27 protein-coding genes and 1 tRNA gene are annotated in these 23,909 nt (G+C 40.5%); 11 read left to right on the top strand and 17 right to left on the bottom strand.

Going from position 1 to position 23,909, the window contains the following annotated elements; translation table 11 throughout:
* Positions 1–46: 46 nt before the first annotated feature.
* From BMX50_RS09455 to BMX50_RS09500, 11 genes are all read right to left on the bottom strand, one after another.
* Positions 47–535, bottom strand: coding sequence for a hypothetical protein (locus tag BMX50_RS09455; protein ID WP_091210241.1), 489 nt, complete (start codon positions 533–535; stop codon positions 47–49).
* A gap of 28 nt (positions 536–563) precedes the next feature.
* Positions 564–824, bottom strand: a complete 261-nt coding sequence (locus BMX50_RS09460; protein ID WP_143065133.1) for a hypothetical protein — start codon at positions 822–824, stop codon at positions 564–566.
* Positions 825–1,016: 192 nt separating this feature from the next.
* The gene (locus BMX50_RS09465) at positions 1,017–1,625 is read right to left on the bottom strand and encodes a HEPN domain-containing protein (protein ID WP_091210243.1); all 609 of its coding nucleotides are present in this window, start codon (positions 1,623–1,625) and stop codon (positions 1,017–1,019) included.
* Positions 1,618–2,646 carry a ParA family protein gene (locus BMX50_RS09470; protein ID WP_091210244.1) on the bottom strand — a complete coding sequence of 343 codons (1,029 nt, stop codon included), beginning with the start codon at positions 2,644–2,646 and terminating at the stop codon, positions 1,618–1,620. Before BMX50_RS09470 ends, BMX50_RS09465 begins: the two co-directional genes overlap by 8 nt.
* Before the next feature lie 612 nt (positions 2,647–3,258).
* Positions 3,259–3,885 (bottom strand): competence protein CoiA family protein, encoded by a 627-nt coding sequence (locus tag BMX50_RS09475; protein ID WP_091210245.1) that lies wholly within the window; start codon positions 3,883–3,885, stop codon positions 3,259–3,261.
* Between the two features lie 337 nt (positions 3,886–4,222).
* Positions 4,223–4,453 (bottom strand): hypothetical protein, encoded by a 231-nt coding sequence (locus BMX50_RS09480; RefSeq protein ID WP_091210246.1) that lies wholly within the window; start codon positions 4,451–4,453, stop codon positions 4,223–4,225.
* An 11-nt stretch (positions 4,454–4,464) separates the two neighbouring features.
* Positions 4,465–4,995: a hypothetical protein gene (locus BMX50_RS09485; RefSeq protein ID WP_091210247.1), complete on the bottom strand. Its 531-nt coding sequence runs from the start codon at positions 4,993–4,995 to the stop codon at positions 4,465–4,467.
* A 22-nt stretch (positions 4,996–5,017) separates the two neighbouring features.
* Positions 5,018–5,287: a hypothetical protein gene (locus BMX50_RS34250; protein WP_143065134.1), complete on the bottom strand. Its 270-nt coding sequence runs from the start codon at positions 5,285–5,287 to the stop codon at positions 5,018–5,020.
* Positions 5,288–5,596: 309 nt separating this feature from the next.
* Entirely contained in the window at positions 5,597–6,100 is a 504-nt protein-coding gene (locus BMX50_RS09490; protein WP_091210248.1) for a hypothetical protein, read from the bottom strand.
* An 83-nt stretch (positions 6,101–6,183) separates the two neighbouring features.
* Positions 6,184–6,702: a hypothetical protein gene (locus BMX50_RS09495; RefSeq protein WP_143065135.1), complete on the bottom strand. Its 519-nt coding sequence runs from the start codon at positions 6,700–6,702 to the stop codon at positions 6,184–6,186.
* A 534-nt stretch (positions 6,703–7,236) separates the two neighbouring features.
* Positions 7,237–8,715, bottom strand: a complete 1,479-nt coding sequence (locus tag BMX50_RS09500; RefSeq protein ID WP_091210250.1) for a hypothetical protein — start codon at positions 8,713–8,715, stop codon at positions 7,237–7,239.
* Between the two features lie 864 nt (positions 8,716–9,579).
* Here BMX50_RS09500 and BMX50_RS09505 point away from each other — a divergent pair.
* The gene (locus BMX50_RS09505; RefSeq protein ID WP_143065136.1) at positions 9,580–10,083 is read left to right on the top strand and encodes a hypothetical protein; all 504 of its coding nucleotides are present in this window, start codon (positions 9,580–9,582) and stop codon (positions 10,081–10,083) included.
* 88 nt (positions 10,084–10,171) lie between these two features.
* On the opposite strand, the gene BMX50_RS09510 is transcribed toward BMX50_RS09505, so the two are convergent.
* The 3 genes from BMX50_RS09510 to BMX50_RS09520 all read right to left on the bottom strand — a co-directional run bounded on the left by BMX50_RS09510 (position 10,172) and on the right by BMX50_RS09520 (position 12,528).
* Positions 10,172–11,488, bottom strand: a complete 1,317-nt coding sequence (locus BMX50_RS09510) for a site-specific integrase (RefSeq protein WP_091210252.1) — start codon at positions 11,486–11,488, stop codon at positions 10,172–10,174.
* Between the two features lie 148 nt (positions 11,489–11,636).
* Positions 11,637–11,710: transfer RNA gene (locus BMX50_RS09515), tRNA-Pro, on the bottom strand.
* A 104-nt stretch (positions 11,711–11,814) separates the two neighbouring features.
* Positions 11,815–12,528: a hypothetical protein gene (locus BMX50_RS09520; RefSeq protein ID WP_091210253.1), complete on the bottom strand. Its 714-nt coding sequence runs from the start codon at positions 12,526–12,528 to the stop codon at positions 11,815–11,817.
* Between the two features lie 446 nt (positions 12,529–12,974).
* On the opposite strand from BMX50_RS09520, the gene BMX50_RS09525 reads away from it, so the two are divergent.
* The 7 genes from BMX50_RS09525 to BMX50_RS09555 all read left to right on the top strand — a co-directional run bounded on the left by BMX50_RS09525 (position 12,975) and on the right by BMX50_RS09555 (position 19,942).
* Positions 12,975–13,415 (top strand): hypothetical protein, encoded by a 441-nt coding sequence (locus BMX50_RS09525; protein ID WP_091210254.1) that lies wholly within the window; start codon positions 12,975–12,977, stop codon positions 13,413–13,415.
* 205 nt (positions 13,416–13,620) lie between these two features.
* Entirely contained in the window at positions 13,621–16,950 is a 3,330-nt protein-coding gene (locus BMX50_RS09530; protein WP_091210255.1) for a DUF4175 family protein, read from the top strand.
* Between the two features lies 1 nt (position 16,951).
* Entirely contained in the window at positions 16,952–17,374 is a 423-nt protein-coding gene (locus tag BMX50_RS09535; protein WP_091210256.1) for an ATP-binding protein, read from the top strand.
* Positions 17,374–17,799 carry an rRNA maturation RNase YbeY gene (gene ybeY / locus BMX50_RS09540; protein WP_091210257.1) on the top strand — a complete coding sequence of 142 codons (426 nt, stop codon included), beginning with the start codon at positions 17,374–17,376 and terminating at the stop codon, positions 17,797–17,799. Before BMX50_RS09535 ends, ybeY begins: the two co-directional genes overlap by 1 nt.
* A gap of 45 nt (positions 17,800–17,844) precedes the next feature.
* Positions 17,845–18,360: a glutathione peroxidase gene (locus tag BMX50_RS09545; protein ID WP_091210258.1), complete on the top strand. Its 516-nt coding sequence runs from the start codon at positions 17,845–17,847 to the stop codon at positions 18,358–18,360.
* A gap of 66 nt (positions 18,361–18,426) precedes the next feature.
* Positions 18,427–18,762: a hypothetical protein gene (locus tag BMX50_RS09550; protein ID WP_091210259.1), complete on the top strand. Its 336-nt coding sequence runs from the start codon at positions 18,427–18,429 to the stop codon at positions 18,760–18,762.
* A 298-nt stretch (positions 18,763–19,060) separates the two neighbouring features.
* Positions 19,061–19,942 carry a DMT family transporter gene (locus tag BMX50_RS09555; protein ID WP_091210260.1) on the top strand — a complete coding sequence of 294 codons (882 nt, stop codon included), beginning with the start codon at positions 19,061–19,063 and terminating at the stop codon, positions 19,940–19,942.
* A gap of 142 nt (positions 19,943–20,084) precedes the next feature.
* Here the strand turns inward: BMX50_RS09555 and BMX50_RS09560 are convergent, their stop codons facing one another.
* Entirely contained in the window at positions 20,085–20,525 is a 441-nt protein-coding gene (locus BMX50_RS09560) for a nuclear transport factor 2 family protein (protein WP_091210261.1), read from the bottom strand.
* Between the two features lie 125 nt (positions 20,526–20,650).
* On the opposite strand from BMX50_RS09560, the gene epsC reads away from it, so the two are divergent.
* The 3 genes from epsC to BMX50_RS09575 are packed head-to-tail and all read left to right on the top strand — an operon-like array spanning position 20,651 to position 22,605.
* Positions 20,651–21,481, top strand: a complete 831-nt coding sequence (epsC, locus tag BMX50_RS09565) for a serine O-acetyltransferase EpsC (RefSeq protein WP_091210262.1) — start codon at positions 20,651–20,653, stop codon at positions 21,479–21,481.
* Positions 21,482–21,506: 25 nt separating this feature from the next.
* On the top strand, positions 21,507–22,379 hold the full coding sequence (gene cysM, locus BMX50_RS09570) for a cysteine synthase CysM (protein ID WP_091210263.1): 873 nt from the start codon (positions 21,507–21,509) through the stop codon (positions 22,377–22,379).
* Positions 22,380–22,407: 28 nt separating this feature from the next.
* A complete protein-coding gene (locus BMX50_RS09575) occupies positions 22,408–22,605 on the top strand; it encodes a DUF5808 domain-containing protein (protein WP_091210366.1) in 198 nt (65 codons plus the stop codon).
* A gap of 172 nt (positions 22,606–22,777) precedes the next feature.
* Here the strand turns inward: BMX50_RS09575 and BMX50_RS09580 are convergent, their stop codons facing one another.
* Positions 22,778–23,383, bottom strand: a complete 606-nt coding sequence (locus tag BMX50_RS09580) for an HAD family hydrolase (protein ID WP_091210264.1) — start codon at positions 23,381–23,383, stop codon at positions 22,778–22,780.
* Entirely contained in the window at positions 23,380–23,736 is a 357-nt protein-coding gene (locus BMX50_RS09585) for a hypothetical protein (protein ID WP_091210265.1), read from the bottom strand. Before BMX50_RS09585 ends, BMX50_RS09580 begins: the two co-directional genes overlap by 4 nt.
* Between the last annotated feature and the right edge of the window lie 173 nt (positions 23,737–23,909).

Raw genomic sequence — 23,909 nt, forward strand, 5'->3', positions numbered from 1 at the left:
AAGCTATTAAGCCTGGCGTTTGTGTTTAGATGTATCTATGTTTAATTTAATTGTTCCCGCTATCGATTGTTTCTAAAGAATGGATCAACAGCGACTCAGTTAATTCAGAGGTCAAAACCCTGTTGTCTAAATTAGGATGCTTTATAATTAGATATGATCCTACTGTATCAATCAGATGGACTTTATCAGTTACCAATGTTAAATCTAAATGAAATACTCCTCCATAGATATCTAAATGTTTGATAGATAGGATTACGTCTGCCAATTCAAATTCAAATCCATCTAAGGATTTAAAGAGTTTAAGTTTATCTAACTCACGCATTATATCTTGGTGAAAAGCTATTAATGGTCGTTTGGTCACTTCAGCTAATAATGATGGAGTTATCCCGACAGTGTTTCTTATCTGCCTAAAATGACATTCTTGCAAAATTTCTTGAAAGAGAGCTTCATAACTGGAGAGAAGGTTGTAGTTAGACGCGTCTGAGCCATCTTTTATCTTTACCGTTGTTGATAATGAAATGATTTTGTTGTTCATTTAAATAAGGTTTATTACTCAAATGTAATCAATATGAATAGATTAAAACAAGCTTGTTTGCATCCCATTGATTGGCTGAAAGGTCGCCAATGAGTGTAATGAGGGTTATTAATTGTTGTACTTTGGGGTGTGATCGATACTTTTCATGTGCGGTGTTTTGCGATTCTGCATTATCCCATTTCCTAAAAGGTAACAGCGCCCAATCTAAAAGTTCAACGTAGGCAGAGTGTAAAGATTGTCCATAAGCAAAGCGTTCTAATGCATTTAATAGCTGTTTAAAATCTGTCATAGCAGTAAGTTTTATGTCGAGTGAATTCTCGAACGACTCACTGCTGATCAGCAGCACTAAGGCAAGGTGGATATTGAGTAATTGTGGAGGGTCACGAGAAACGAGGGATACCCAATTGCGAGGTACTACCTTGAAGTGAAACGACTGTGTGCTGATGTATCAGCTAACTTTGTGATAAGAATAGAAATTCTATTAAGCAACTAGGGAGAAGATTGTGTTCCCAAGCAATACAATGAATTGTACAATATCTCGAACATCTGTCTGTGAAATCGGTTGAATATCGCCTGTGGATAGGTCTAAGTCAGATTCATGAACTATCTGATTTCGCCTTATGACAATGTTTTTAAGCTTGGTCTTTACGTCGGCCTCAGTTAGCCCCATTGCTAATGCAATTGTTTGCCATTTATGAGGTTCTGCCCAAATCAATGGCAATATGCTTGATATTTTATCGGGGTCTTGAAAAGATAGATGTCTATGAGATTCGGAAATGTGTCGGGCAAAGACCAATTCTGGAGGTATCACGCCTAAGTTAATATTATTTACAATATCTAATGTCAGGGGAAATTTAGAGTAAGCACTAGTCCGAGGCCGACGTAATAAAAATATTTCTACCATGCCTTCCTTTACAAGTTCGTGAATAAGTTTGTCGAGAGCTGAAACCGAATATACGACCTCACTTCGTAATAAATCACTAATGCTCGCGGATGGAAATCTTAAGGTAGTGTTTAAATGCGTAAATAATGAATCCAGCTCATTTACCCGACTCATGCTTTCATCAAACTGCCTTTTAGCACTAAGCATTTGCTTTCACTGTTTCAATGATTCTTGCAAAGTCATTGAACATCCCATTAAATGCATCCCGTTTTTCAACCATTTGTGCTAATACAGTCCCTGTTCGCCCGATTTCATTGTCCAACAAAGCGTAAACCGGTACTCCAATTGAGTGAGATTGTGGTAATAGGCTTTGAAAATCAGGTATTTCCGCCATTCCATAGTTGTGCGGAATGCCTGCTGCTTCATACACTGTGTTAGGGTATGTCATACTGGCTCGCGCCAAACTTGGCGCTAATGTAGTTTCAATTGCAGTTAATATTTCATCCATATTGTTCCTAAATGGCGCAGCCGGACGGCCATTTCTTATATTGAATCGCTGCATGACAGCGCCGCCAAACTTTGGATTTCTATCAGGGAAAGGATATGAAGAATTCTGAAATGCATCCTTCATTTGTGCAGCACTTCTTGACCATCTCGGTAAAACGTTCGCTAAAGTATTAATTGCCATTAAGGAAAAGGGATCAGGGTTCGTTGGTATTATGAACATGTCCGAAATGGAAAAAAGGTTTTGATTAATGGCGCTTAAGCCTGGGTTTAAGTCAATTAGCACATAGTCAATCTCATAAACCTCACACGTGTTTTCTATTAGTGCATTGAATGCTCCTGGTAGATTTTGCATCGTGGCAAAAGCATTTTGAGTAGTTTGCGTGAAACTTAATTGAGGCTCTAACTCTGTCAAGTTCGGGTGACCGGGCAAAAGAAAAAGGTTTGGATTACGATCGATAGCAAAGCAATTAATATGTCTGATAGGCTCAGGTCGTCCCTGAAAGGCAGGGTCAACACCCTCCATCAAATTGTTGCGGCGCGTTGCTGGCTCGGTATAGTAACGTTCGAAGTCGTCCTTCATTATTAAACCTGTCAAGTTACATTGTGGATCAGCATCTACTAAAAGAACTCGGCTACCTCTTTCCGCCAATTTCCAGCCCAAATGAAATGTAGTAGTTGTCTTGCTGACACCGCCTTTGTGATTAAAGAATACTATTCGCATTGCTAAAGATAATATTATTATAATATATAAAACAAGTTAAGCGAAACAATCAACATAACATAGTGTAAGCTTTGGGATGATATAGAAAACAACAAACCGCTGCGAGTTTGAGCGAAGGTCTGTGAAGAGAGAGCCGATAGGCGACTTCACAGAATGCTTCACAAGGTTACTGGCGCTGCATTTGAGCATAGGGGCAAAGCGTTGGACATTTCAAATGCTGTGACAGTACCGAAGCCTGAGCGAAAGAAAGCAGGCGAGCCAAACAATATGAGCGACTGGATGAGTTAAGCTTGAAACGTTGCAAGCGTTACCTGGTTGCCAAACCAAGTATAAGCGCGCATAAGTGAAAGGTTGATGAAGACAGAGAAAGCTCATGTTCTGAACGACTTTGCTACCTCAACAAGCATGACAGGCAAGCGATAGCCGATGTAGTTCAATGTGCTGCAAGCTTATTGAACGGAATGAAGCCTGGCGTGATTGTATGTGTAGCTTATGAGAGAAGAACACCGATGGACCTGGAGGGGTGGCCTATTCGCGGGATAGGCATAAGCAGAGCTTGCCTTTCTCGGTCTAAGCAACCAAAAGCGGGAAAGGCAAGTGAAGGCTTATGTATCAATATCGTTTCTTTGATTTTGATGGAAATAAGATATTTTTTATAAGCAACATTGCAATCGCGACTACGCCAGCGATCAAAGCATACGCGATATTGTCGGGCTTGCTTTTAGAAACAAACTGCTCTTTTGGATAGAATGTCCTATTGTTAGGATTTGATAGAACTTGATCTGTGAGGGTCTCAATGCTTAGATTCTTTTCTAAGGATCGTAAGTCTATTTCTAAAACATTGAGATTGTCATAATCTTTCAGCTTTTGATCTGTTAAAGGATTGGTCACAGTTATTTCTATGATCAAATTCCCATACTCAACCGAATCAACAACAGCATCAGCTCTCCGATTATTTATCATGGCCTCCTTAAGAGGGTTCACATAGTTTATAACCGAATCTTCGACAATGATGTTAGAGTTTTCGATTATTACCTGTTCAGCCAAAGCATGTATGATTAAATCATAAGTACATTCGCCTCGTTTGTGAGCGAAGTGTTTTGCCTTAATCTTTCCATCTTTAAGGGTCAGAGTTTCGTTACAAAGAGGGCAAAAGTATTGTTGCTCCTTATCCGCTAAAGCGGAAGCGACAAGCGCATTGGTTTCATTCTGTCTGCCAAAAGGTACCTTAAAGTCCATGAGTGTTTAGGGATGAAAATTTTTACGCCTTGTGTATGATTCGCTTATATCTTCGATACACTATTTATAGGCAATTTGTTATTGGCTGAACCTTAATGAGTTGTATATTTACAAATAAAGGAGCCCGAAAGCTCCTCAATTCTATCTAAAGATTAGGCCAGCAAGCCTAATTGAAGTACAGACTAAACATAGCATCAGCAAATGTTATGGTCAATCTGGGAGCCCTGAAGTTCGCCGCTTCGGGGCTTTTCGTTTAACAAATCTACGACCATTCAAGAGCTTATCCAAGATTACTTAGACTTTATTATTGCCGATCCTCCTTGTGGAACTGGAGGCTTTATGAATGGGGCTTAAATCGATTATAGATACCAATTAATATGGTGTAAGGCAGCTTAATGATTGCCCATAGTAATGTAAGTACTATAAGCAGATAGAAAAGGTACTTCTTGCCTTTTGGTTGAGTCGCTTGTTCTCTTGCTATGAACTCATTCATAGTAAAGTTTTCAGGGTGCTGTACTCCTTTAGGGGCGTTGCCTTTAGCAAGTTTGAATTTTTCCTTTGTATTCATGTTAAGCCTCGCTATTTAGTGTTATTTACCATGATGCTAACTTCATAAGAGCGATCTGTTCCCATTACGCCCGGTGGAAAATCAGTAAGGACAAAAGCTATGTCATTCACCGTGTAAATAGTCTGTACACCTCCTTGACTCGGGCCAGAACCAAGCTTATCGGCATTCATCAATTGCATTTGCTTGTTGTATTCGTTCCAAGTATCAACTTCAGTAAAACCATAAACGATGGATTTCTTATTAGGTTGCCCGAGTTCAAGTGATACCATCAGAAGACATGCATCCGGCTGATACCATGATTTACCATCTTTAGAGTAGCCAAGTATCATAGTAAAGCCCGTTTTATCAGTCTTGGGTTTAGTCCGCAACGCCCAATTGGTATCAACTGTCATTAAGTAATCATAGGTGTTTTTGTCGCAATGAGGATCATTCATTTGCCAAAGCTTGTGCATTTGAATAAGATCTTTAGGAGCAATGTGTTGGGCTTGTGCCAGCGTTGTTATAAGACAAAACAATAGCGCCAGTGAGTATTTATTTAGCATGATGTTAATAATGGTTTTGGGGTTATCTTCTTTCAATTACTAAGTCCGGCACACGACTGCCTCTGTCAACTTGATATAGCGCATCGTAATGAAAATAGAAGTATAAAGGTTGTTCACCACCGGTTCTATATACTGTCCACTCTGTAGATTGCTTAATTAAGTGGAACTGCCCCGTGTGTCCTTTATTCAGTTTAAAGAAGTCGCTTGTTGATTGGCCGATTTGCCAGTGAAAAGTGGTACAGCTTGTAAAAAATAATGTAGTGATAGCAAGCAATAGGAATAGCTTTTTCATGTGTTAGGTTTGAACACCGAGCAGCCTCTTCGGTAGGATTATAAAACACGAAAGCGCAGGACTGAACTTAGTCTGAGCTTTAGAGGCACCTAGGAGAGCCCGCACGGCCACAAAACAAGTCTTCGCCCTACGCTTGCGCGTGGGCGTTCAACTCATTTGTTTTGACTGTGCTATGAAATTTCCTAGGTTTCCTAAAAGCTAAACAAACAAAGCTTAACGCTTATATTTTCTATAAAATACTATGTCTATGTAATGGTATGTTTGCGGTTTCCTCCTGTTTTTATGCGAAGTTAATAAACTGTTGTGACACTACGCCACAGCTTTCATTTGTTTTCTTTTGCTCATTGTTTGTTTATAGGGTACTATTTCTAACGAGTGATTCTTAAATTGGCTTTCTTCCACCGCTTCGTATAGTGCAGAGCAATCAGTTATTATATAAGCGGTGTTTATACAATCGTCTATGTTTATGGTGGTTTGTTCAACACTCGTTAACCTGTAAAGTATGCGGAGAAATTTTGCAGTCAACATTGAGTATTCACATTCCTGTTGAAATTGCTCTATGCCAAAGTGTATCGAATAGTTTTCCCAAGCATCACATTCGAGCGAAAGGTAGATGATTGGGTTTACCAGTTCATGTATTGTTGTGTTTAATGTGTTCTCGCCAGATTGGCCTTTCCTAATTAGCGTACAGCGCAGTTCGTGGCGTTCGACAGTTGATAAGAGCGTTTTCGCTGCTTTAACGATTTTAAAGTAAGCAGTTTTCACCGCTTGATTATACGGTGAAAGCAGTTTGGTTTTCGTGGTTTTTTTCATGGGAGTGTTGTTAATTAGGTTAAATAAAAAGCCAAGCATGTTGATGCCTGGCTTAGTTGATTTTTAGATGGTAATGAGCCTGCCTATTGTTCTTTTAAAAGGTAGGTGTACTTAGGGTCTTGTATAGCCAAAACTGCCTTATAGAAGATAGGGAAGCTTGGTTGAAGCGCGACCTCTTTGATTTGTTTATTGAGTTGAAATCGGCTAAGTAAGTCCCTGAATTTTGACTCATAAGCACAATCATGAAAGGCAAACTCAATTTTGTAGTGAAAGACAAAATCACATTCAAGGTAGAAATAAAACGAGTTTGAAATAAACGCATGCATAGCGTGTGCGTTTTCACGGTTGTCATGCCTGTAATCCCGTTCAAACACAATTTGCGGTTGCTGGGCAAGGTAAAACTTCACCTCATTTAAAACGCTCATGAAGTTTTCCTCAATGCAGGTGTTGATGCGTTTCTGTAGCTGGTCTTTCAATCTATATTTAGCAAGCAAGCATGATTTATGCAGTCTTTGGTTGTGAGGTAGTGGCTGAATGCCTGTTGAAGCATCGCCCTTTGTTATCAGGCCTGTTTTACCTCCGCGCTTAATGTTTTCGGTCATGATTTTGTTGTGGTTAGTGTGTAATTGGGTGAGATTTACATTGGATTTTGTAATCAAGCGTGCTTGCCACACTACTTTTAAAAAGACTATCAGAACTCCCGAACACCGTTGAAGCAGGATCATTAGTGAATTACCGATGCCGTAAATTGAAACGGGAGTTGTCTTTTTAAAAGGCTGAAAGGGTGTGGCAGAGGTCGCTTGAAATATATTACGCTTCTATCAAGATGATGGCCGGGGTTTATGTCAAGACTGGTCGTCTCCGCGCTTAATAGTTTCGTTTTGAGAAAATGATCTAAAAACAAAGCCCCCATACCTTGATAGAGGGCGGGGGGCTGTTTTATAATAGGTTTAGCTAAAAAATAAAGCTTAAACAATACCTGTGCACATTGTATCTTTTAGAGCTCAAACGATCATTTGGACAGTTTTTAGCCTAAGTGAAGAAAATAGATGCTTGAAAGCTTCTTTTTTTCTATGACGATTGATGTTCTCCCTATATATAGGTGTTGAATGGAAAAAATAAGAAATAGGAACTGCTTAAGCCGCTTTTTTCAAGGTATAGCAGAGCTTATCTATGATAAACCCGTTCTCAGTTTTGTTCACTTTGCACTCTCTCATTTCAAATAATCCCATGCTATTGAGGTCTTCAGCTTTAGCTTTTTTAATATTGCCAGTGTGGGCTTGGATATTAAATTGGTTATACAGCCTTTGCAGCGTTTGTTTGATTTCTTTTTTACTATATCTGTTGTTTAGCTTGAATGTATCAATAAGCATTAGCCGTAGCTTAGCCTCCTGATTCTTGTTGCTCTTCTCTATGAGTGCGTTTTTCATGGCTTTGTCGTCGTAGTTTAATGTTATAATTTCATTTACACCAAGAATTTCTATGGCTTGAAAAAGCAATTCGAAGTCAGCTTTATATTTAACCATAGTTGCATTGGCCGCTTGGAAGTTGTATTTAGCAGGGTGTTCTCGCCATTCGATTACTTGATCGATAATCTGTTTATTTATTTCAGCTGAGGTTTTCTTCGTGGTTATTATTGGTGTAAAGTCAAACATCTGAATGTCTACATCGTAGTTCAACGACTTCCATGTAGCTTCGATGGTTGCTAAGCTATTGTAATGTTGCTTACAAAACTTGGTACAGATGATCTGATCGTGTTTATATGTGTTAATAGAAGCAACGTTATCTGCGTCAAATTTCGAAAACGGCGTTATCATGGCTTTCAACAATCCATCAGCTTCCATTCCATCTGTTTTACAATCTTCAATATACCTGTTGTAAGCAACGATATATTTGTTTGCACTGTAAATACAGTTTGCCTGAACCTCTTTAAAGCTTTGCATTCCGTTTGCACCAAAGTTGTTTGTTATATGATATATTTTGTGGGGAGATACTTTTAACCGACCTACTGCCTGATATCCCTTGAATGGTATACCGATGAGAGAATGTGGAATGCTAACGTCTGTCACCAATATCAACGTGGCCATTTCATCGTCTTTCAAATCCCATCCCTCGTTATATCTACAACTGAAGAAGTTGAATTTTTTGTATTCAGATTCTATTGGGTGAGCTTGGAAATATTTACTCTCTTCGCCAAGGTTAACCATGTTTCGTTCTTCGTCTCTGCAGTATATGTTAACGTCACTAATTCCAGAGGCCCTAATTGCTTCTCCACTTTCAGTTACGGTGTTGAAAAAAATGTATACCCTGCCTGGAAACATTTCAGGATGGGTAAGCATATAGTTTAAAACAGATCTCGGTTTGCTGTCATTTACGATTGTAATCTTTCCGAAAGTTTCACTATATCTTAGCTTGTAATGCTGCTCATTTGCAAATCGCGGATCGCTATATTCAAAGGGTGTAGCTGAACCAAACGCCCTATTCTTGAATTTCCAAACCCAATCACCGCGAAAAGGAATCAATATATCATTTCGAAATGGCTCTGTTGCAAAGCAATGATGTTCGTCTACGTAAAGAAAAAAGTAGTCGAGGAGCCATTTAAGCTTCTTAATCATTATAGCGGCCTTAATGACTTTTCCAAAGCTTTCAGGGGTAGTTAGAATTCGTTTATATGGTTCGTCTGATTGGAGATATACCGCAACGTCATCAGCGGTAACGCCCTCCTTAACAGCAAATAGATTAAGATAGGGGTAATTTAATGTGGCGTCGTCTATAATAGATGTCCCTGGTAGGATATTAATGCTGTGTCTTTCATCATGAAAACTCGTATATGTAATACCTACTCTTGTTTTTGTTTTATCTATGACTCCGTTGGGGATGCGTTTATCTTAGAATGCGACATTAAATTTGTCGCCTAATTTTAGGTCTTTGTAAGTTACTTTGCTTGACATTTCAGGTATTAATTAAAGCTGCTCTATCTTTAATTAGGTAGTATCTGTAAGATGGTGGATGTATCTGTAAGCCGGTCGAGAATTTTAGGAAATCGAGAGCAAAATAAAAGATCAGTGGTTAAACTGACCCTTTGAGCCTTAATCGTGAATAGATGTCGACCTGTGAAATGTTATATAAAGATACGAAAAAAAAAGTGCCCTTCAAAATGCAATGTCATAGCACTGAGAGTTTTACAGTGCTATAAATTCGAGTAAAACGTTATGTGAAATAAACTACAGCATGATACGACGGTCTTTAAGATGACATGTTGGCATTCGATAACGTACTTTAGTTTATAAAATTGGGCTTGGCAAGCCAATTGATAAATGCCAGTTGGTTTAAAGGCATATTGATGCGATTTTAGATCTGTTCTTTGACTTAACGGGAATCGCCAGCACCAGTTTGCTGTATAAATATGTTTGACAGTTGCACTTATAATCTCTAACTGGAAAGTGGGGCTTCATTTAATGGCGATAGCCAAAAAATATATGAAAACAAATTTAAATCCAGAGGGGTTAGAGCCCTCAATAGAACAAAATGTTGTTAATGCTGAAGCTATTACTTATGATAGTTTAACAGTTCTGCAAAAGCAGAGAGTAGATTATCTAAAGCCCATGATTGGAGATCATGCTATTAAAGTTGTTTATAACTTGGATAAGCGTGGCCCTAACTCATGGATTGTTGTTTACGAGAAAGTTGCCAAAATTCACAAAGCAACTTACGATGAGCAACGCTATCAGGATGCTGTCATTGAAAACATTGAAGTAGGTAATGAATATTTACATGCTGACTTGATAGGAATATTTAGCCAAGTGAGAGGTGATCTCAAATTACAGCCCTACCTAACAAATCTGAAACGTAATTGCGAAAACGATTTGTACGGGTTGTTTCTTGTAAAAGAAACATACTCGATTGAAACAATCGATGGCAAAGAGAAGAAGACAGCAATTGGTTATAAAATTATTGCTTGTCTCAAGCCTGATAGTGAATAACAATTAATTGAAAGATTCCCATTAAGTTATTGATCAAGGCAAGCCAACAAAACGTTGGCTTGCTTCTTTTACAATCGTCTTATTACTATTACACATCGAACATCTTATTCTCCCATGTTTCAATTACTCCCCTTTCAAATTCATCGAGGTAGGTTTGGGTTTGCTCTTGCGTCGCATGCCCCAATGCTTCTGTAATGTATGCTGTATTAGCACCAGATCGTTTTAATCCTGTTGCATAAGTGTGTCGCCCTACGTTCGTTGTGAGTTTCAATGAGGGTTCATCGATTTGTTCAGCAAGCTTTTTCAGTGCGTGATTCACAGCACTAAGCGCTGTTTTCTTCCTTGTGTATTGCTGCTTTAAGGTAATATGAATTGTAGTGTCCAAAATGGGGAATACAAAGCCACCAGGAACTTTATAGTTCGCTTTAAAGTAGTTGAGTATAGCGCCGTTGTGTTCATTAATCGGTATTTCAAACTGACCTCGGGTTTTGCGACGGACATAAGTTATATGCGTATCTGAAATATCGCTCCATTTGAGGTAACTGATATCAACGAAGTTCATACCTCTGCTATAGTAGCTGAAAAGGAAGTATTGTTGAGCGAAGTAGAGCCATGAACCAGGTACAAGGCTGAGAGCTTTGAGTTTAGTTATCTTGTCCAATGTGATAGCTATCTTCTTCGTTTTGCTATCAAGCCGTTTGTTGACTGAGTACTTCTTTTCACCGAAAGGATAATCTTCCGGCTTTAACAGTTTATCTTCAATAGCTTGGTTAATAACCCGTTGAATGTTGCGCATCTTGACACTGATGGTTGTGTCCTTATTCTTTCGCTCATTCCTTGACCAGTATTCAAGGCTCTCTAAGAAACGAACATTAACGTCCTTAAGTAACGCATCTGGCCTGAACTTCTTAAGCATACGTTGAACCTCGTATGTCAAGCCCGACAAACCAACCCGGCCTTGTTCATCAAGTAATTTAATTTGTTGATCATAGTAGGTCTGCACCGTTATTTGTAAAGGTTGCTCTATTACATTTATAGGTTCAAGATATTCTTTCCTTACTTCTTTTTGTTTTAGATCGGCTTCAAAGTACTCAAAACTAAATGGAAGGTTTTTTTCATCGTACCGTTTAAGAATATTGCGGGCATCATTTAGCTTCGCCCTTAAAGTCTCATTGCATTCTTTATATAGTGTAAAGCTCTTCCGAAACTTACCCAATCCATTGTCTTCAGGTTTAGCTGCAATCCAGTCTTCTGCTGTACATTTAAAAGGCAGTGACTGATCGGTGATCAATGTAGAGATAGAAAAGTACTTTTGTTTTTTTCCTTGGGATACTCTTAGGGCAATCGCATATTCGCCGTTGTTGAGTTTGTAGGTTGTGTTTAATACGATAGCTACTGTAGCCATAACTGTTGAATGTTATGACGATTTACAGCATATCAAAGGGGAAAAGCTACCGTATACTGAACCGTATACCTGGTGCTTCAAAAGCAAAAGAAGCATACTCAAATGGTTTAAAATCCATTAAATATGCTTCCTATTACTTCTCTTCAAGTCGGGATGGCGGGATTCGAACCCACGACCTCCAGCACCCCATGCTGGCGCGATACCGGGCTACGCTACATCCCGATTAATGTTTAGCCGGGTTACAAATATAATTGTTGTTGGTATAATTCAAAATCCGGAGATCAAAAAGCAACAGGCGGTTTTATGCTAAAAAGAAAGCCAAACAGTTACTTTTTTACTAACGGCGGGGTATAAGTAAGCGCAAACGTCCCGAAAAGCCTTATTGGTGCTCCGTGTTCGTTATATTGAACCCGGCCAGCCGACTTAATTTCTTTGGGTTGGCTACCGTCTAAAGGATTAATAACATAGGTCATTGAAAATTCTGCACCTGTTTTAAATGATTTTTCAATTGCATCAATAACAGCCTGGCGGTAACGCACATCAATAACCGTGACTGCTTCATCAAAAACTGGTTTTGCGTTTGCCGGGAAACCGCGAAGCCGCAAACCATATTCTGAAAGCGTAACCACCCGGCTACTAAAATCCAGCGACCAGTCCCACAGCGTATGGTCATACTCAATGGTTAACTCAAGACTATCCAATATTTCTGATAACTGGTCGTTAAGCCTGTCCGATTTCATATACGAAAGCTCTAACTCTTCGCCCAATGTTAAAAGTTCATTTTTCAATACCTCTATTTCATTGTTTAAATCGGCGTTTGTTTTAGGCTCGTTGCTATCTGCAGCTGGCAGCATGGCCCCATCTTTTTCACCTGGTAATCCCAACGCGGGCTGTATCTTATAGGTCTTTTTTCGGCGGGTTAAAAAAATATTGATATATATAAGACCAAATATGCTGGTGTAAAATAAAATATTTTGCCAAATGCTGCCTACGCTTAAATAGTTCAATATGTGGGTATTGAGGTGGATCGGAACGGTCATGATAGGGCAGCGGTTAAATTAATGCAAGATAATAATTAACTATACGCTTAACAACCCGTTAAAACACCTATTTTATATTAATTTATTTTATGACAATTAACTTACGATTAATGAATTGGAAACGGAGAGGCATAACTTCGCCGCAAGTTAGTGCGCTAATCCCGGCCCTTTTTGAGGAGTTCAAAGCTCTGATATTGCCTGCCCGACAGCAAAAAATTCTACTGCTCCGGATATAATTTTTATACAAAAAAACAGTTCTATATTTTATCTGTAAACCTGTTTTAATATCCGCTGGTATAATCATTCATTTATAATACAAATGGGCGTTTGCAATAGTTATGCTATTGTAATTAACGTGCTAACCGGCTATTATTCAACGTTTATAAGCAAAAGCCTATTGTTATTTTATTAACAGCTATGTATCTTGTTTGCTCCCTTAATAAATTATGAACAGGTCATTTACATATAGCTTAAAAGTTTGGTTGCTGATGGTGATCATAGCTCCGTTGCTGCACCTTGTGCTATCCTGGTTTATGATCGAAAGCCCCGAAATAAGCCTTATTGATGAAATAAAAAAGGATTATATCATTTTTGCAGATATGATCCTCCTGGTTACTATTCCCTTTGCCTTTGTATTTTGGATAGCGGTATACTCCTTGTCAAAGAAAAAGGATCCGTTTTACATAAAGCAGTTTTTAACCACGGCTATCCTCATAATTACCATGTTACCCTTTTTTGAGTTGCTTTTCGAAAAAAATGTTTCGGCAGTAACTTCAATCGCAGTAATTATATTCCCTTATTCAATTACAGGTATAGCCGGAATTTGGCTGCATAAATTGGAGCCTGCCGGGGCAGACGAAGAAGAAGCGGTTGAAGAGGTTGAATAGTTTGGTCCCCTAAATTTTTCTCCATGACATTGTTAAATGTTATGCATTATCAACAAAGCAGCACAATCAACTTTTATTTGTCATAAACAGTTAACATTTTATTATTATTGCTTTAATTTTTAACTTAAACCAACGCGTATTATATATAATACATAGCTTTCGCGTTTAATAAAGCGTGTGTAGTTAACGTTTTTTCACCCGTAGTATGGCCTCGACAGAAAATTATGAACTTTTGCTTGGCAAAATCAATACTTTCACCCGGAAGTATTACTTCAATAACTTTCTGCGCGGATTAATATTTTTAGGTGCCGGTCTGTTCTCCGCTTATGTGGTTATTACCCTGAGCGAATATTTTGGCAATTTCAGTATCCTGTTGCGTACCATCCTTTTTTACTTTTTTATCCTGCTCAATACAGTACTGGTTTGCTGGCTGGTTTTACCATCATTGCTGGCCTGGCTTAAATTGGGCAAAACGTTAACGCATGATGAAGCGGCCGAAATTATAGGCAGGCATTTTAACGATGTACATGACAAACTGCTCAACACCCTGCAACTTAAAAAGCTTGCTGCCGAAGATGAAAGCCACCGTGCATTGATTGAAGCCAGTATCGATCAAAAAATAGAGGCGCTTAAACCGGTAAGTTTTCCCTCGGCCATTAATCTTAAAGAGAATACAAAATATTTAAAATGGGCGCTCGGTCCGCTGGGGGTAATTATCATCATTGCATTTGCTGCGCCATCGGTACTAACCGAAAGTACAAAAAGACTGATCAGGCATAACGAGTATTTTGTGCCAGCCGCTCCGTTCAAATTTATTGTGCTGAATAAAACACTGTCGGTTGTTCAGGGAAACGATTTAAAACTCGACCTAAAACTGGAAGGAGATAAGCTCCCTGCCGATGTTTATGTTGAAACAGGTGAAAACACTTTTAAATTGGATAAAGACAACATCAGCCGTTTTCATTATCAGTTTAGTAATCTGCAGCAAAACACGCGTTTTAAATTTTCGGGCAACGGGTTCAGCTCGGCGGTTTACGAAATTAAAGTAAACCAGAGGCCGGCGCTGTTGCATTTTGATGTTGAACTGAACTATCCGGGCTATCTCCATAAAAAAAATGAAAGATTGCTAAACGCTGGTGATTTGACAATACCTGCCGGTACAACAGTAAGCTGGCAATTGCATACCCAATATGCAAGTGCGCTCATGTTTGATATGAACGGGCAAAGTCACCCAGCCGTGCAAAACGGAGCCGACTTATTTGAACACCGCGAACGGGTATTGAAAAATTCGATCTATAAGCTTTTGCCGGTTAATGCACTGGTGAACCAAAGTGATTCGGCCATATACCGCATCAATGTTGTTACTGACGAAGCTCCAGCTATCTCGGTTGATGAAAAGCCCGATTCGGTAAGTATGAAAGCGTTTTACTTTAACGGTAAAATCCAGGATGATCATGGTTTTTCATCGCTAACGTTTCATTATACAATCGAAGCAGCAGGCAACAACAAGGCAAAAGAATTTACCAAAAAAGTTAATGCAGACCTGGCCCAAACCCAAACCGATTTCTTTTACTATTGGAACCTGAAGGAGATGGGCATTAATCCCGGCGACCATGTAAGCTACTTTTTTGAGGTTGCTGATAATGACGAAGTGACCGGACACAAAACAGCGCGTACAGCAAAACATACACTAAATGTCCCTGATAACAAGGAGATTAACCAACAGTTAAATGCCGGGACAAAAGCGATAAAAGAAAAAATGCAATCTGCCATTAAGCTGGCCGGGCAGGTTGAACGCGATGCGCAAAAGCTAAATCAGACCCTGCTCAATAAAAATGCACTGTCGTTTGATGAGAAAAAGCAGGTGGAAGACCTGATGCAAAAACGGAAAGACCTGGAAGATTTAGTAAAAGATATCCAGGCAGATAACAAGAAGAATTTATACAACCGCCAGGAAAACCAGCAGCAAACAGAAGAGATCATGGCAAAGCAAAAACAGATAGAAGACCTGTTTAATAATGTGCTTGATCAAAAAACAAAAGAGTTGCTTCAAAACCTGCAGCAATTGTTAAATGAACAACAGAAAGATGCTACACGCGACGAATTATCCAAAATGCAGATGGATAATAAATCGTTAAAAAAGGAATTGGACAGGGTATTGGAGCTTTATAAAAAGCTTGAATTTGAACAAAAGCTCAACCAAAACCTCGATCAGCTGAACAAGCTGGCCGATGAGCAGCAAAAGTTATCGGAACAAACCAAGCAACCCGGGGCCGATCAAAAGAGTCTGCAGCAACAGCAGGATAAGCTGAGGCAGGATTTTCAGGATGTGAAAAAGGGCTTTGATGAATTACAGAAAACCAACGACCAGGCCGAACGTAAATCCGACTTTCAAAACCCCGAAAAAGAAACAAAAGATATCGAACAGCAGATGGATCAAAGCTCCGGCGATCTGCAAAAAAAGGATAACTCAAAGGCTTCAAAATCACAGCAGCAGGCAGCAAAACAAATGAAAGAGCTTGTCGCTAAAATGCAGAAAGACAGCGACGAAGGCGAATCGAAAGAGAATGCTGTTGATGCCCAGCAACTGAGGGAGTTGTTAAAGAGCCTGGTTAACAGTTCATTTAATCAGGAAAAACTGATGCAGACGCTAAAAAACACTAACCCTACAGATCCATCATATGTTACGCTGTCGCAAAGTCAAAAGGATATTAAAGACAACCTGAAAACGGCTGAAGACAGCCTGTATGCCATCAGCAGAAGGGTGCCGCAGATCCAGTCGACAGTGAATAAGGAGATCACGAGTATCAATGAGCATATTGACCAGGCGCTCGAGTTTCTGGGCGACAGGCGCACGCTTGAGGCAAACCGCAACCAGCAATACGCCATGACATCCATGAACAACCTGGCCCTCATGCTGAGCGAAGCGCTTGAGCAAATGCAAAAAATGATGAATAAAGGTGGTAAAGGAGGAAAGGGGAAACAACAGTCAATCTCGCAATTGGCAAAAATGCAGCAGCAGCTAAATCAGAATATGCAAAAGGCCCGCGAACAGATGCAGCAGCAAGGCAACCAGGGGAAAGGCCAGCAGGGAAATAGCGGCAATATGAGCGAGCAGTTTGCTAAAATGGCACGTCAGCAGCAGGTGATACGTCAGGCTTTGCAACAAATTGACAGGGACGAAAACAAAGACGGGACCGGAGGATTGGGCAATTTGGATAAAATTTCGAAAGAAATGGAACAAACCGAACGTGATCTCGTAAACAGGAAGATAACAGATGACGCGCTAAAAAGGCAGCAGCAAATACAAACCCGGTTATTGGAGGCCGAAAAGGCCGAGCAGCAACGAGATCAGGATCAGCAAAGAGAGAGCAACGCGGGGAAGGATTTGCCACCGGGATATATAAAGGCACTGCAGGGGTACCAACAACAAAAAGCAAAGCAGACGGAGCAGATCAGAACGGTATCTCCGGCACTTAATTTGTATTATAAACAAAAAATAAAATCTTACTTTGATCAACTTAATGCCAAATAATATGGAAGAGGCAAATGTTCAAACCAGCGAGCTATACACGTTGCAGCTGCCGTCAAAACCGGAGAGCATAACGTTGCTTGAGCAGCTGATAGAAGAAATTGCTGATAAATATCATGTTGCAGAAGATACTTTTGCTAACATGATGACCTGCCTTAATGAAGCGGTTATTAACGCCATCATGCATGGTAACAAACAGGACGAGACTAAAAAAGTGATTGTTAATGCCGAAGTTGACCCTAAGCGTATTATCTGGACAGTTACCGATGAAGGCCCGGGGTTTGACTATAATAACCTTGCCGATCCTACAGCCCCCGAAAACCTCGAGAACCTGACTGGTCGCGGAGTGTTTATCATTAAACACCTTGCCGATCAGTGCATCTTTAACGCATCTGGTAATGAAATTGAACTTCACTTTAAGATCTGATGCCCGCTATTAATTTTTTTGAAGAAGACACTACTTTTAAGCCGAAACAAAAAGCGCAATTAAGGCAATGGATAAAGGAAACAGTAATTGCTGAGGGCTTTAAACTGAAGGAGCTTAACTACATTTTTTGCTCAGACGCATACCTGTTGCAAATAAACCAGCAATATCTTGATCATGATACTTTTACCGATATCGTAACTTTTGATAATTCGGAAGTTGAGGGGGATATTGTTGGTGATATTTTTATTTCGATAGATCGCATCCGCGAAAACGGAGACAAATTTAAAACCGGCGAAACCAACGAATTGCACCGTGTTATCATCCATGGGGCACTGCACCTGTTGGGTTACACGGATAAAAGTGTTGTTACAAAGCAAAAAATGACACAAAAAGAAGATGAGTACTTAGCTAAAAGAAATTTTTAGCCTTACTTTTATGCTGGATTATTAACAATCAATTGTAAAAAAACCATGAAAACACTGGCACTCATCATCGCCCTGTTATTTGCTGCCGCACCATCATCAGTATATGATTTTAAACTGAAAACAATCGACGGCAAAGATTTTAGCCTGGCTAAATACAAAGGCAAAAAAGTATTAATCGTAAACACCGCCTCAAAATGTGGTTTTACCAAACAATACGCCGATCTGGAAAAACTATCTGAGCAATACAAAGGCAAGCTGGTTGTAGTAGGTTTCCCTGCCAATAACTTTGGCGGCCAGGAGCCAGGTACTAACCAGGACATTAAAACCTTTTGCAAAGAAAATTTCAACGTAAAATTTCCGATGAGCGGTAAGGTAAGCGTTTTAGGTTTGGATATCGATCCGTTGTTCCAATACCTTACAACAGCTCCAAACCCTGATTTTACCGGCGACATTAAATGGAACTTTGAAAAATTCCTGATAGATGAAAACGGTAAACTGATCCACCGTTTCAGGTCACAAACAACTCCATTATCTGAGGATATTACCAAGTATCTGAATTAAGCATTTGAGTTATCTAAGAAGTACAGGCCCCGGCAATTGCCGGGGCTTTTGTTTTATATTAGTGATATGGATGTTAATAAGATCAAGCTAATTCCTTTATTGTGTATAATTATCTTATTTGCAGTATGGGATACTTATGTTGAAATAGATTTACACTACCTTGAATCATATAATGGCATCGTGCTTAAAAAGTTACAAATACCCCCTAAAAAAATGCCTGATTTAGTGATTCGGGGGGCCAGGGAAACCTTTCCGTGCTGGAAATGGGAAGGAATTGATTTTGACTCTGTAAAGCTTGGCGACTCTATAGTCAAGAAAAAGTATGACTATTTCGCCTATTATTATAGAAGAACCAATAAAGGTAAATACATTAAAGTTAAACTTAGCTATTGGACTCGATAGTAATATCATTATTTGGCGGCAGAGATTAAATAAAACTTTTCCCTATCTTTGGCTCATCAACAAATGATCACAGCAAACATTAAATATGGAACCGCAGGGACTTCGAAATCCCTTATCCGCAACATCCTTGCGTCGGAGCCGTTTTTCAATGATTCGCCACCAGCTCTTTTTTGCTAACAGATTATCGATAATTCTATCGGGTCTGGATTTTCAACACCATTTTCAAAACAATTTATTCAATGCGGGCAATTGCGGGTATTGTTATGCTTTGCCCAACCTATTCTTAATTTAGCAAAAAATGAAAAAAACATTTGTTCTGTTGCATATAGCTGTAATACTGGCTGGTTTTACCGGGGTATTCGGGAAACTTATTTCTTTAAATGAATACCTGCTTACCTGTTACCGCACCCTGTTTTCTTTTTTATTCCTGGTAATTATCGTTTGGATCAAAAGGCCGCAATTTAAATATTCATGGAGCAACATCACGGAAATGGGTAAGGCCGGACTATTGATAGCCTTTCACTGGGTGTTCTTTTATGCAAGCATCAAATACTCCAATGTTTCTGTGGGCGTAGTTTGTTATTGCCTTACCAGTTTTTTTACTGCGTTTTTGGCCCCGTTGATAAACAGGAAGCCATTTAATATAACCGAATTGTTGTTAAGCACACTCACGCTGGCTGGCATTGGTTTAATCTTCCATTTCGATACCTCATTCCGTACAGGCATTGTGCTTGGGGTTATATCGTCTTTTCTGGCGTCGTTGTATACAATCTTTAATGAGCGGCTGGTTAAAAAGTACGATGCAACTGCTATGAACCTTTACCAAATGCTGGCCGGAACTATTGCGTTGGTAATAGCATCGCCGCTATATCTTCATTTCTTTCCTTCAAAAGCGATACTACCTGGCACATTAGATATAATTTATTTGCTGCTTTTATCGCTTTTTTGCACGGTTGGGCTTTATGTTATGGTAGCCGAGGTTTTAAAGAAGATGTCTGCCTTTACAGTTAATCTGACGTTTAACCTCGAGCCAGTTTATAGTATTTTACTGGCGATGATTTTATTCAACGAATCCCGGCAACTCAATGTATCGTTTTATGCAGGCCTGTTGATCATTATAATCTCGGTAGTTTTACAGGCCGGGTTAAGCCGACGAAAAAGCCGGGAGCAGGCGATGTAATCAAAAACTATGTCATTGCGAGCGCAGCGTGGCAATCTCGTCGGACGCAGAGCGGATTTGCAAGTATTTATGCCGGGCTACGAGATTGCCGCGTCGCCCGGCGCTCTATCCTTGCCGCTCCTCGCAATGACATAATTTATTATTACCCTCGCTCAGAAACCCTTGCCGCCGCCTGTGCGGGTAAATCCATATTGCCATCCTGCTTAATGAGGTTAAGTTTATGTTTGGTAACGATCCATTTGTCATCGGTTTCAATAAGTTCGGTATCGTAGGTGCCTTCAACAGTCCAAAGCTCATCGCCAATAAAATGATCGGCTTTGCCATAATAATGAACAAGCGCTGCCGATCCGTTTTGCATTACATAGAAATCGGCCAGCTGGTGATGCGTTTTATCAAAACCGGGCAAAAAACCACGCCACGCCGTAATGATACCTTCGGCAGGTACAATGCCTGCCGGGTTGCCGGTCATAGAACCATAGTCAAGCTCTACATTTTCGGCAAGGGCATTTTTAACTTTGCCCCAGTCGCGCTCGTCGGCCCCGGCAAATAAGGCTGTTATGGTTTCAATTATTTGATCTTTCATGGTTTTGCATAGGTTAAATTCACTCAAATATCAATTATCCGGCTCATTTTACATATTAACAACAATCTTTTATATAAACTTGTACTGTTAATGGTTGTTTTCCCAAAACAGCCCCACCATAAAACATGAGTCAGGATTTTTACCAACATATATTTGCTAAGCAGCAAAAACTGGAGGCTGTACCTTCAAACAGGGAAATTACGGCCTGGGCACTAAAAGTTATTCATTTGCTGTACCCCGAACAAACCGGGCAGCAATATGCTTCGGTTGAAGAGCTGAAGGATGAGTTTTTAAGGCTTGAGAATGAACTGTGCGAAATTATGCACGCCACCAAAGCATGCAGTAACTGCGATACCTCAAAGCTGGCCAAAAAGTTTTTTGAAGGCCTTCCAGAGTTGTTCCGGGTTTTGAATACCGATATCCAGGCCATTTTTAACGGTGACCCTGCTGCGTGCAGCGAGTTTGAGGTGATCCGTACCTATCCGGGCTTTTACGCCATTTCGCTTTACCGGCTGGCGCATAGTCTTTATGTTGATGATATTCCGCTGTTACCAAGGATCCTTACGGAATATGCGCATTCTAAAACGGGGATAGATATCCATCCTGCCGCCCAGATAGACGAGTATTTCTATATAGATCATGGTACCGGTATTGTTATCGGCGAAAGCTGTAAAATAGGCAAGCATGTAAAGCTGTATCAGGGTGTTACCCTGGGGGCCTTAAGTGTAGATAAAAGCATGGCCAACACCAAACGGCACCCTACAGTGCAGGATAATGTAGTAATTTACTCCGGCGCTACTATTTTAGGTGGCGAAACCGTTATAGGCCACAACAGTGTGGTAGGGGGGAACGTTTGGCTCACCAAAAGCCTGCCACCCAATTCAAGGGTTTATCATACACCAAATCACAGGGTACTGAAAAGATTGAGTATTAAATTGTTCGGGCATAAGAAATAAAACATTTACCTAATAAAAATATATAATGGCCGCATTGATAGATCTGATAGGCAACACGCCTATGGTAGAAATTAAAAAGCTGAACCCTAATCCTAAAGTGCGCATCTTCGCCAAGCTGGAGGGTAATAACCCCGGTGGCAGCGTAAAAGACAGGGCATCGCTTAATATGATCAGGAGCGCCATTGAGCGTGGTGATATCAAACCAGGTACTAAGCTTATTGAAGCTACCAGCGGTAATACCGGGATTGCACTGGCTATGATTGCAAGGTTGTTTGATTTGGAGATAGAATTGGTAATGCCATCCAACTCCACCCGCGAACGTACGCTTACTATGGAGGCCTTTGGAGCCAAGGTCACCCTGCTGGAAGGCATAGAGCTTTGTCGCGATTATGCCGAAGAAAAAGCCGCCACTGGCGAATATTTTCTGCTGAACCAATTTGCCAACCCGGATAACTACATGGCGCACGTAAAAACCACAGGCCCCGAAATTTGGCGCGATACTGAGGGAAAGATCACACACTTTGTAAGCGCTATGGGTACAACAGGTACCATCATGGGCTGTTCAAGGTATTTGAAAGAGCAAAATGCCAATGTGCAGATCGTAGGCTGTCAGCCGGTTGAAGGTTCTTCAATTCCGGGTATTCGCAGGTGGCCGGAGGAGTACCTGCCCAAGATCTTCGATGCTAAGCGGGTAGATAGGGTAATGGATATTTCGCAGGAAGATGCTACTCAAATGGCCCGCCAGATGGCTAAGGTTGAAGGCGTATTTGCCGGCATGAGCAGCGGCGGTGCGTTATCTGCGGCAATAAAATTGGCTCAGGAGCTTGAAGAGGGCGTGATTGTGTTTATTTGCTGCGACCGGGGCGACAGGTATTTGAGTAGTGAGTTGTTTGGATAATGGACATTTGATAGGTAATCAAAACAAAATGGAGCCAACGGAAGATGACAATAATTACAAATACGGTGTGTTTTATTACAATGAGGATGATGCGAGGATCATAGTGCCCAAAAGAATAAAATACCTGGGCTGGACACTAAATTTTGCCCATCCTGTTAGTTACTTGATCATGGGCGGGATATTGGCAATAGTAATCGGAGCGATTATATTTGCGCCGGCGAAATAACCTAACTACGGGTTATAAACTTGCGCTCGTTTGTAACGAGTGCTTAACATTGGTTGGCGTTTGTAACGCCATTGACAGCACTTACGTTACAAACGTAAGCCCATTTTAAGCCCACATCACGGATGTGCGCAAGACGGAGAGGCCGTGTCTCCACGGCCGATCTGCAATGTTTTTATAAAATCTCCAATCCCTTCAACTCCACTTCTAAAGCATCTGATGATGTGAAGTGAATACATTTGATCCCCATTTTTTCGGCTGCTAAGATATTGCGATAGTTATCGTCAATAAACAATGCCTCGCCGGCTTTTACATTGTAGCGATCGAGCAGGATCTGGTAAAAGGCCGGTGTTGGTTTCCGCATTTTTTCGGTACCCGATACCACAATACCATCAAACCAGCCTAAAAAATCGAAACGCTCCTGCGCCATCGGAAAAGTTTCGGCCGACCAGTTGGTCAATGCGTAGATTTTGTATTTGCCACTTTCCTTTAGCTGCTTGAAAATCTCTACGGTGCCATGAAATGGCTCGCCCAACATTTCTATCCAACGCGAATAGAAAGCGCGGATATTGGCTTCATGTTCGGGGAATTGGGCGACAAGCAGATCGGTACCTTCCTGCAGGGAACGGCCGGCATCCTGTTCCTCATTCCAGTCGGAAGTGCAGATATTGGCCAAAAAATCTATCATTTCCTGTTCGTTGGCAAACAAGGTGCGGTACATATAATGCGGGTTCCAGTCAATTAAAACGGCCCCTAAATCGAATATTATGGTGTTGATCATTTCTTTTTTGCGTGGGTTTCGTGAACCTCGGCTTTGGTAACCACCGAATCTTTCAGGAAAACGACAAGCGTTTGGGTATAAAGTAAGACACCCTTATTGTATTGCCTGTCGAGATCATACACCATGCTATCCTTGCTGCTTAACTGCGGGCGGTGGAGCAGATGGATCACCTTTTGGTATTTAAGGCCATTAAGTTGCTTGCTGGCGATAAGATCTTCAACCATGCCGGGGCGGTAGGCAAAGGTAATGCCGTCTCCATCATCCCATTTATCACGATCAAATTTTTGTTTACGGCTGCAGGCGGTCAGGCAAACTGCCAGAAGGCAGGTAAATATCAGGGTTTTGTTAAGCATTTTTGTTTCGGTATTGAATCAGGTGCCGGCGGTGTTTACCCAACCATGTCATTGCGAGCGGTAGCGTGGCAATCGCATGCTGTACAGAGCAGATCTGCATAGTTACGAGATTGCTTCGTTCCTCGCAATGACATGTTGGTGGCTGCTTTCTTTTGAAAGCTTTTTCCAGCAGC

Source organism: Mucilaginibacter gossypiicola (assembly GCF_900110105.1).
GTDB classification, from domain to species: domain Bacteria; phylum Bacteroidota; class Bacteroidia; order Sphingobacteriales; family Sphingobacteriaceae; genus Mucilaginibacter; species Mucilaginibacter gossypiicola.

What these genes read in the sequence shown, in the direction of transcription:
- BMX50_RS09535 (WP_091210256.1), top strand. Translation starts at nt 16,952, where the DNA reads ATGGAAGAGGCAAATGTTCAAACCAGCGAGCTATACACGTTGCAGCTG.
- BMX50_RS09485 (WP_091210247.1), bottom strand. Translation starts at nt 4,995, where the DNA reads ATGCTAAATAAATACTCACTGGCGCTATTGTTTTGTCTTATAACAACG.
- BMX50_RS09500 (WP_091210250.1), bottom strand. Translation starts at nt 8,715, where the DNA reads ATGATTAAGAAGCTTAAATGGCTCCTCGACTACTTTTTTCTTTACGTA.
- cysM (WP_091210263.1), top strand. Translation starts at nt 21,507, where the DNA reads ATGGCCGCATTGATAGATCTGATAGGCAACACGCCTATGGTAGAAATT.
- BMX50_RS09460 (WP_143065133.1), bottom strand. Translation starts at nt 824, where the DNA reads ATGACAGATTTTAAACAGCTATTAAATGCATTAGAACGCTTTGCTTAT.
- BMX50_RS09480 (WP_091210246.1), bottom strand. Translation starts at nt 4,453, where the DNA reads ATGAATACAAAGGAAAAATTCAAACTTGCTAAAGGCAACGCCCCTAAA.
- BMX50_RS34250 (WP_143065134.1), bottom strand. Translation starts at nt 5,287, where the DNA reads ATGAAAAAGCTATTCCTATTGCTTGCTATCACTACATTATTTTTTACA.
- BMX50_RS09455 (WP_091210241.1), bottom strand. Translation starts at nt 535, where the DNA reads ATGAACAACAAAATCATTTCATTATCAACAACGGTAAAGATAAAAGAT.
- BMX50_RS09545 (WP_091210258.1), top strand. Translation starts at nt 17,845, where the DNA reads ATGAAAACACTGGCACTCATCATCGCCCTGTTATTTGCTGCCGCACCA.
- BMX50_RS09520 (WP_091210253.1), bottom strand. Translation starts at nt 12,528, where the DNA reads ATGACCGTTCCGATCCACCTCAATACCCACATATTGAACTATTTAAGC.
- BMX50_RS09560 (WP_091210261.1), bottom strand. Translation starts at nt 20,525, where the DNA reads ATGAAAGATCAAATAATTGAAACCATAACAGCCTTATTTGCCGGGGCC.
- ybeY (WP_091210257.1), top strand. Translation starts at nt 17,374, where the DNA reads ATGCCCGCTATTAATTTTTTTGAAGAAGACACTACTTTTAAGCCGAAA.
- BMX50_RS09525 (WP_091210254.1), top strand. Translation starts at nt 12,975, where the DNA reads ATGAACAGGTCATTTACATATAGCTTAAAAGTTTGGTTGCTGATGGTG.
- BMX50_RS09575 (WP_091210366.1), top strand. Translation starts at nt 22,408, where the DNA reads ATGGAGCCAACGGAAGATGACAATAATTACAAATACGGTGTGTTTTAT.
- BMX50_RS09495 (WP_143065135.1), bottom strand. Translation starts at nt 6,702, where the DNA reads ATGACCGAAAACATTAAGCGCGGAGGTAAAACAGGCCTGATAACAAAG.
- BMX50_RS09505 (WP_143065136.1), top strand. Translation starts at nt 9,580, where the DNA reads ATGAAAACAAATTTAAATCCAGAGGGGTTAGAGCCCTCAATAGAACAA.
- BMX50_RS09510 (WP_091210252.1), bottom strand. Translation starts at nt 11,488, where the DNA reads ATGGCTACAGTAGCTATCGTATTAAACACAACCTACAAACTCAACAAC.
- BMX50_RS09550 (WP_091210259.1), top strand. Translation starts at nt 18,427, where the DNA reads ATGGATGTTAATAAGATCAAGCTAATTCCTTTATTGTGTATAATTATC.
- BMX50_RS09580 (WP_091210264.1), bottom strand. Translation starts at nt 23,383, where the DNA reads ATGATCAACACCATAATATTCGATTTAGGGGCCGTTTTAATTGACTGG.
- BMX50_RS09555 (WP_091210260.1), top strand. Translation starts at nt 19,061, where the DNA reads ATGAAAAAAACATTTGTTCTGTTGCATATAGCTGTAATACTGGCTGGT.
- BMX50_RS09530 (WP_091210255.1), top strand. Translation starts at nt 13,621, where the DNA reads ATGGCCTCGACAGAAAATTATGAACTTTTGCTTGGCAAAATCAATACT.
- BMX50_RS09475 (WP_091210245.1), bottom strand. Translation starts at nt 3,885, where the DNA reads ATGGACTTTAAGGTACCTTTTGGCAGACAGAATGAAACCAATGCGCTT.
- BMX50_RS09585 (WP_091210265.1), bottom strand. Translation starts at nt 23,736, where the DNA reads ATGCTTAACAAAACCCTGATATTTACCTGCCTTCTGGCAGTTTGCCTG.
- BMX50_RS09490 (WP_091210248.1), bottom strand. Translation starts at nt 6,100, where the DNA reads ATGAAAAAAACCACGAAAACCAAACTGCTTTCACCGTATAATCAAGCG.
- epsC (WP_091210262.1), top strand. Translation starts at nt 20,651, where the DNA reads ATGAGTCAGGATTTTTACCAACATATATTTGCTAAGCAGCAAAAACTG.
- BMX50_RS09465 (WP_091210243.1), bottom strand. Translation starts at nt 1,625, where the DNA reads ATGCTTAGTGCTAAAAGGCAGTTTGATGAAAGCATGAGTCGGGTAAAT.
- BMX50_RS09470 (WP_091210244.1), bottom strand. Translation starts at nt 2,646, where the DNA reads ATGCGAATAGTATTCTTTAATCACAAAGGCGGTGTCAGCAAGACAACT.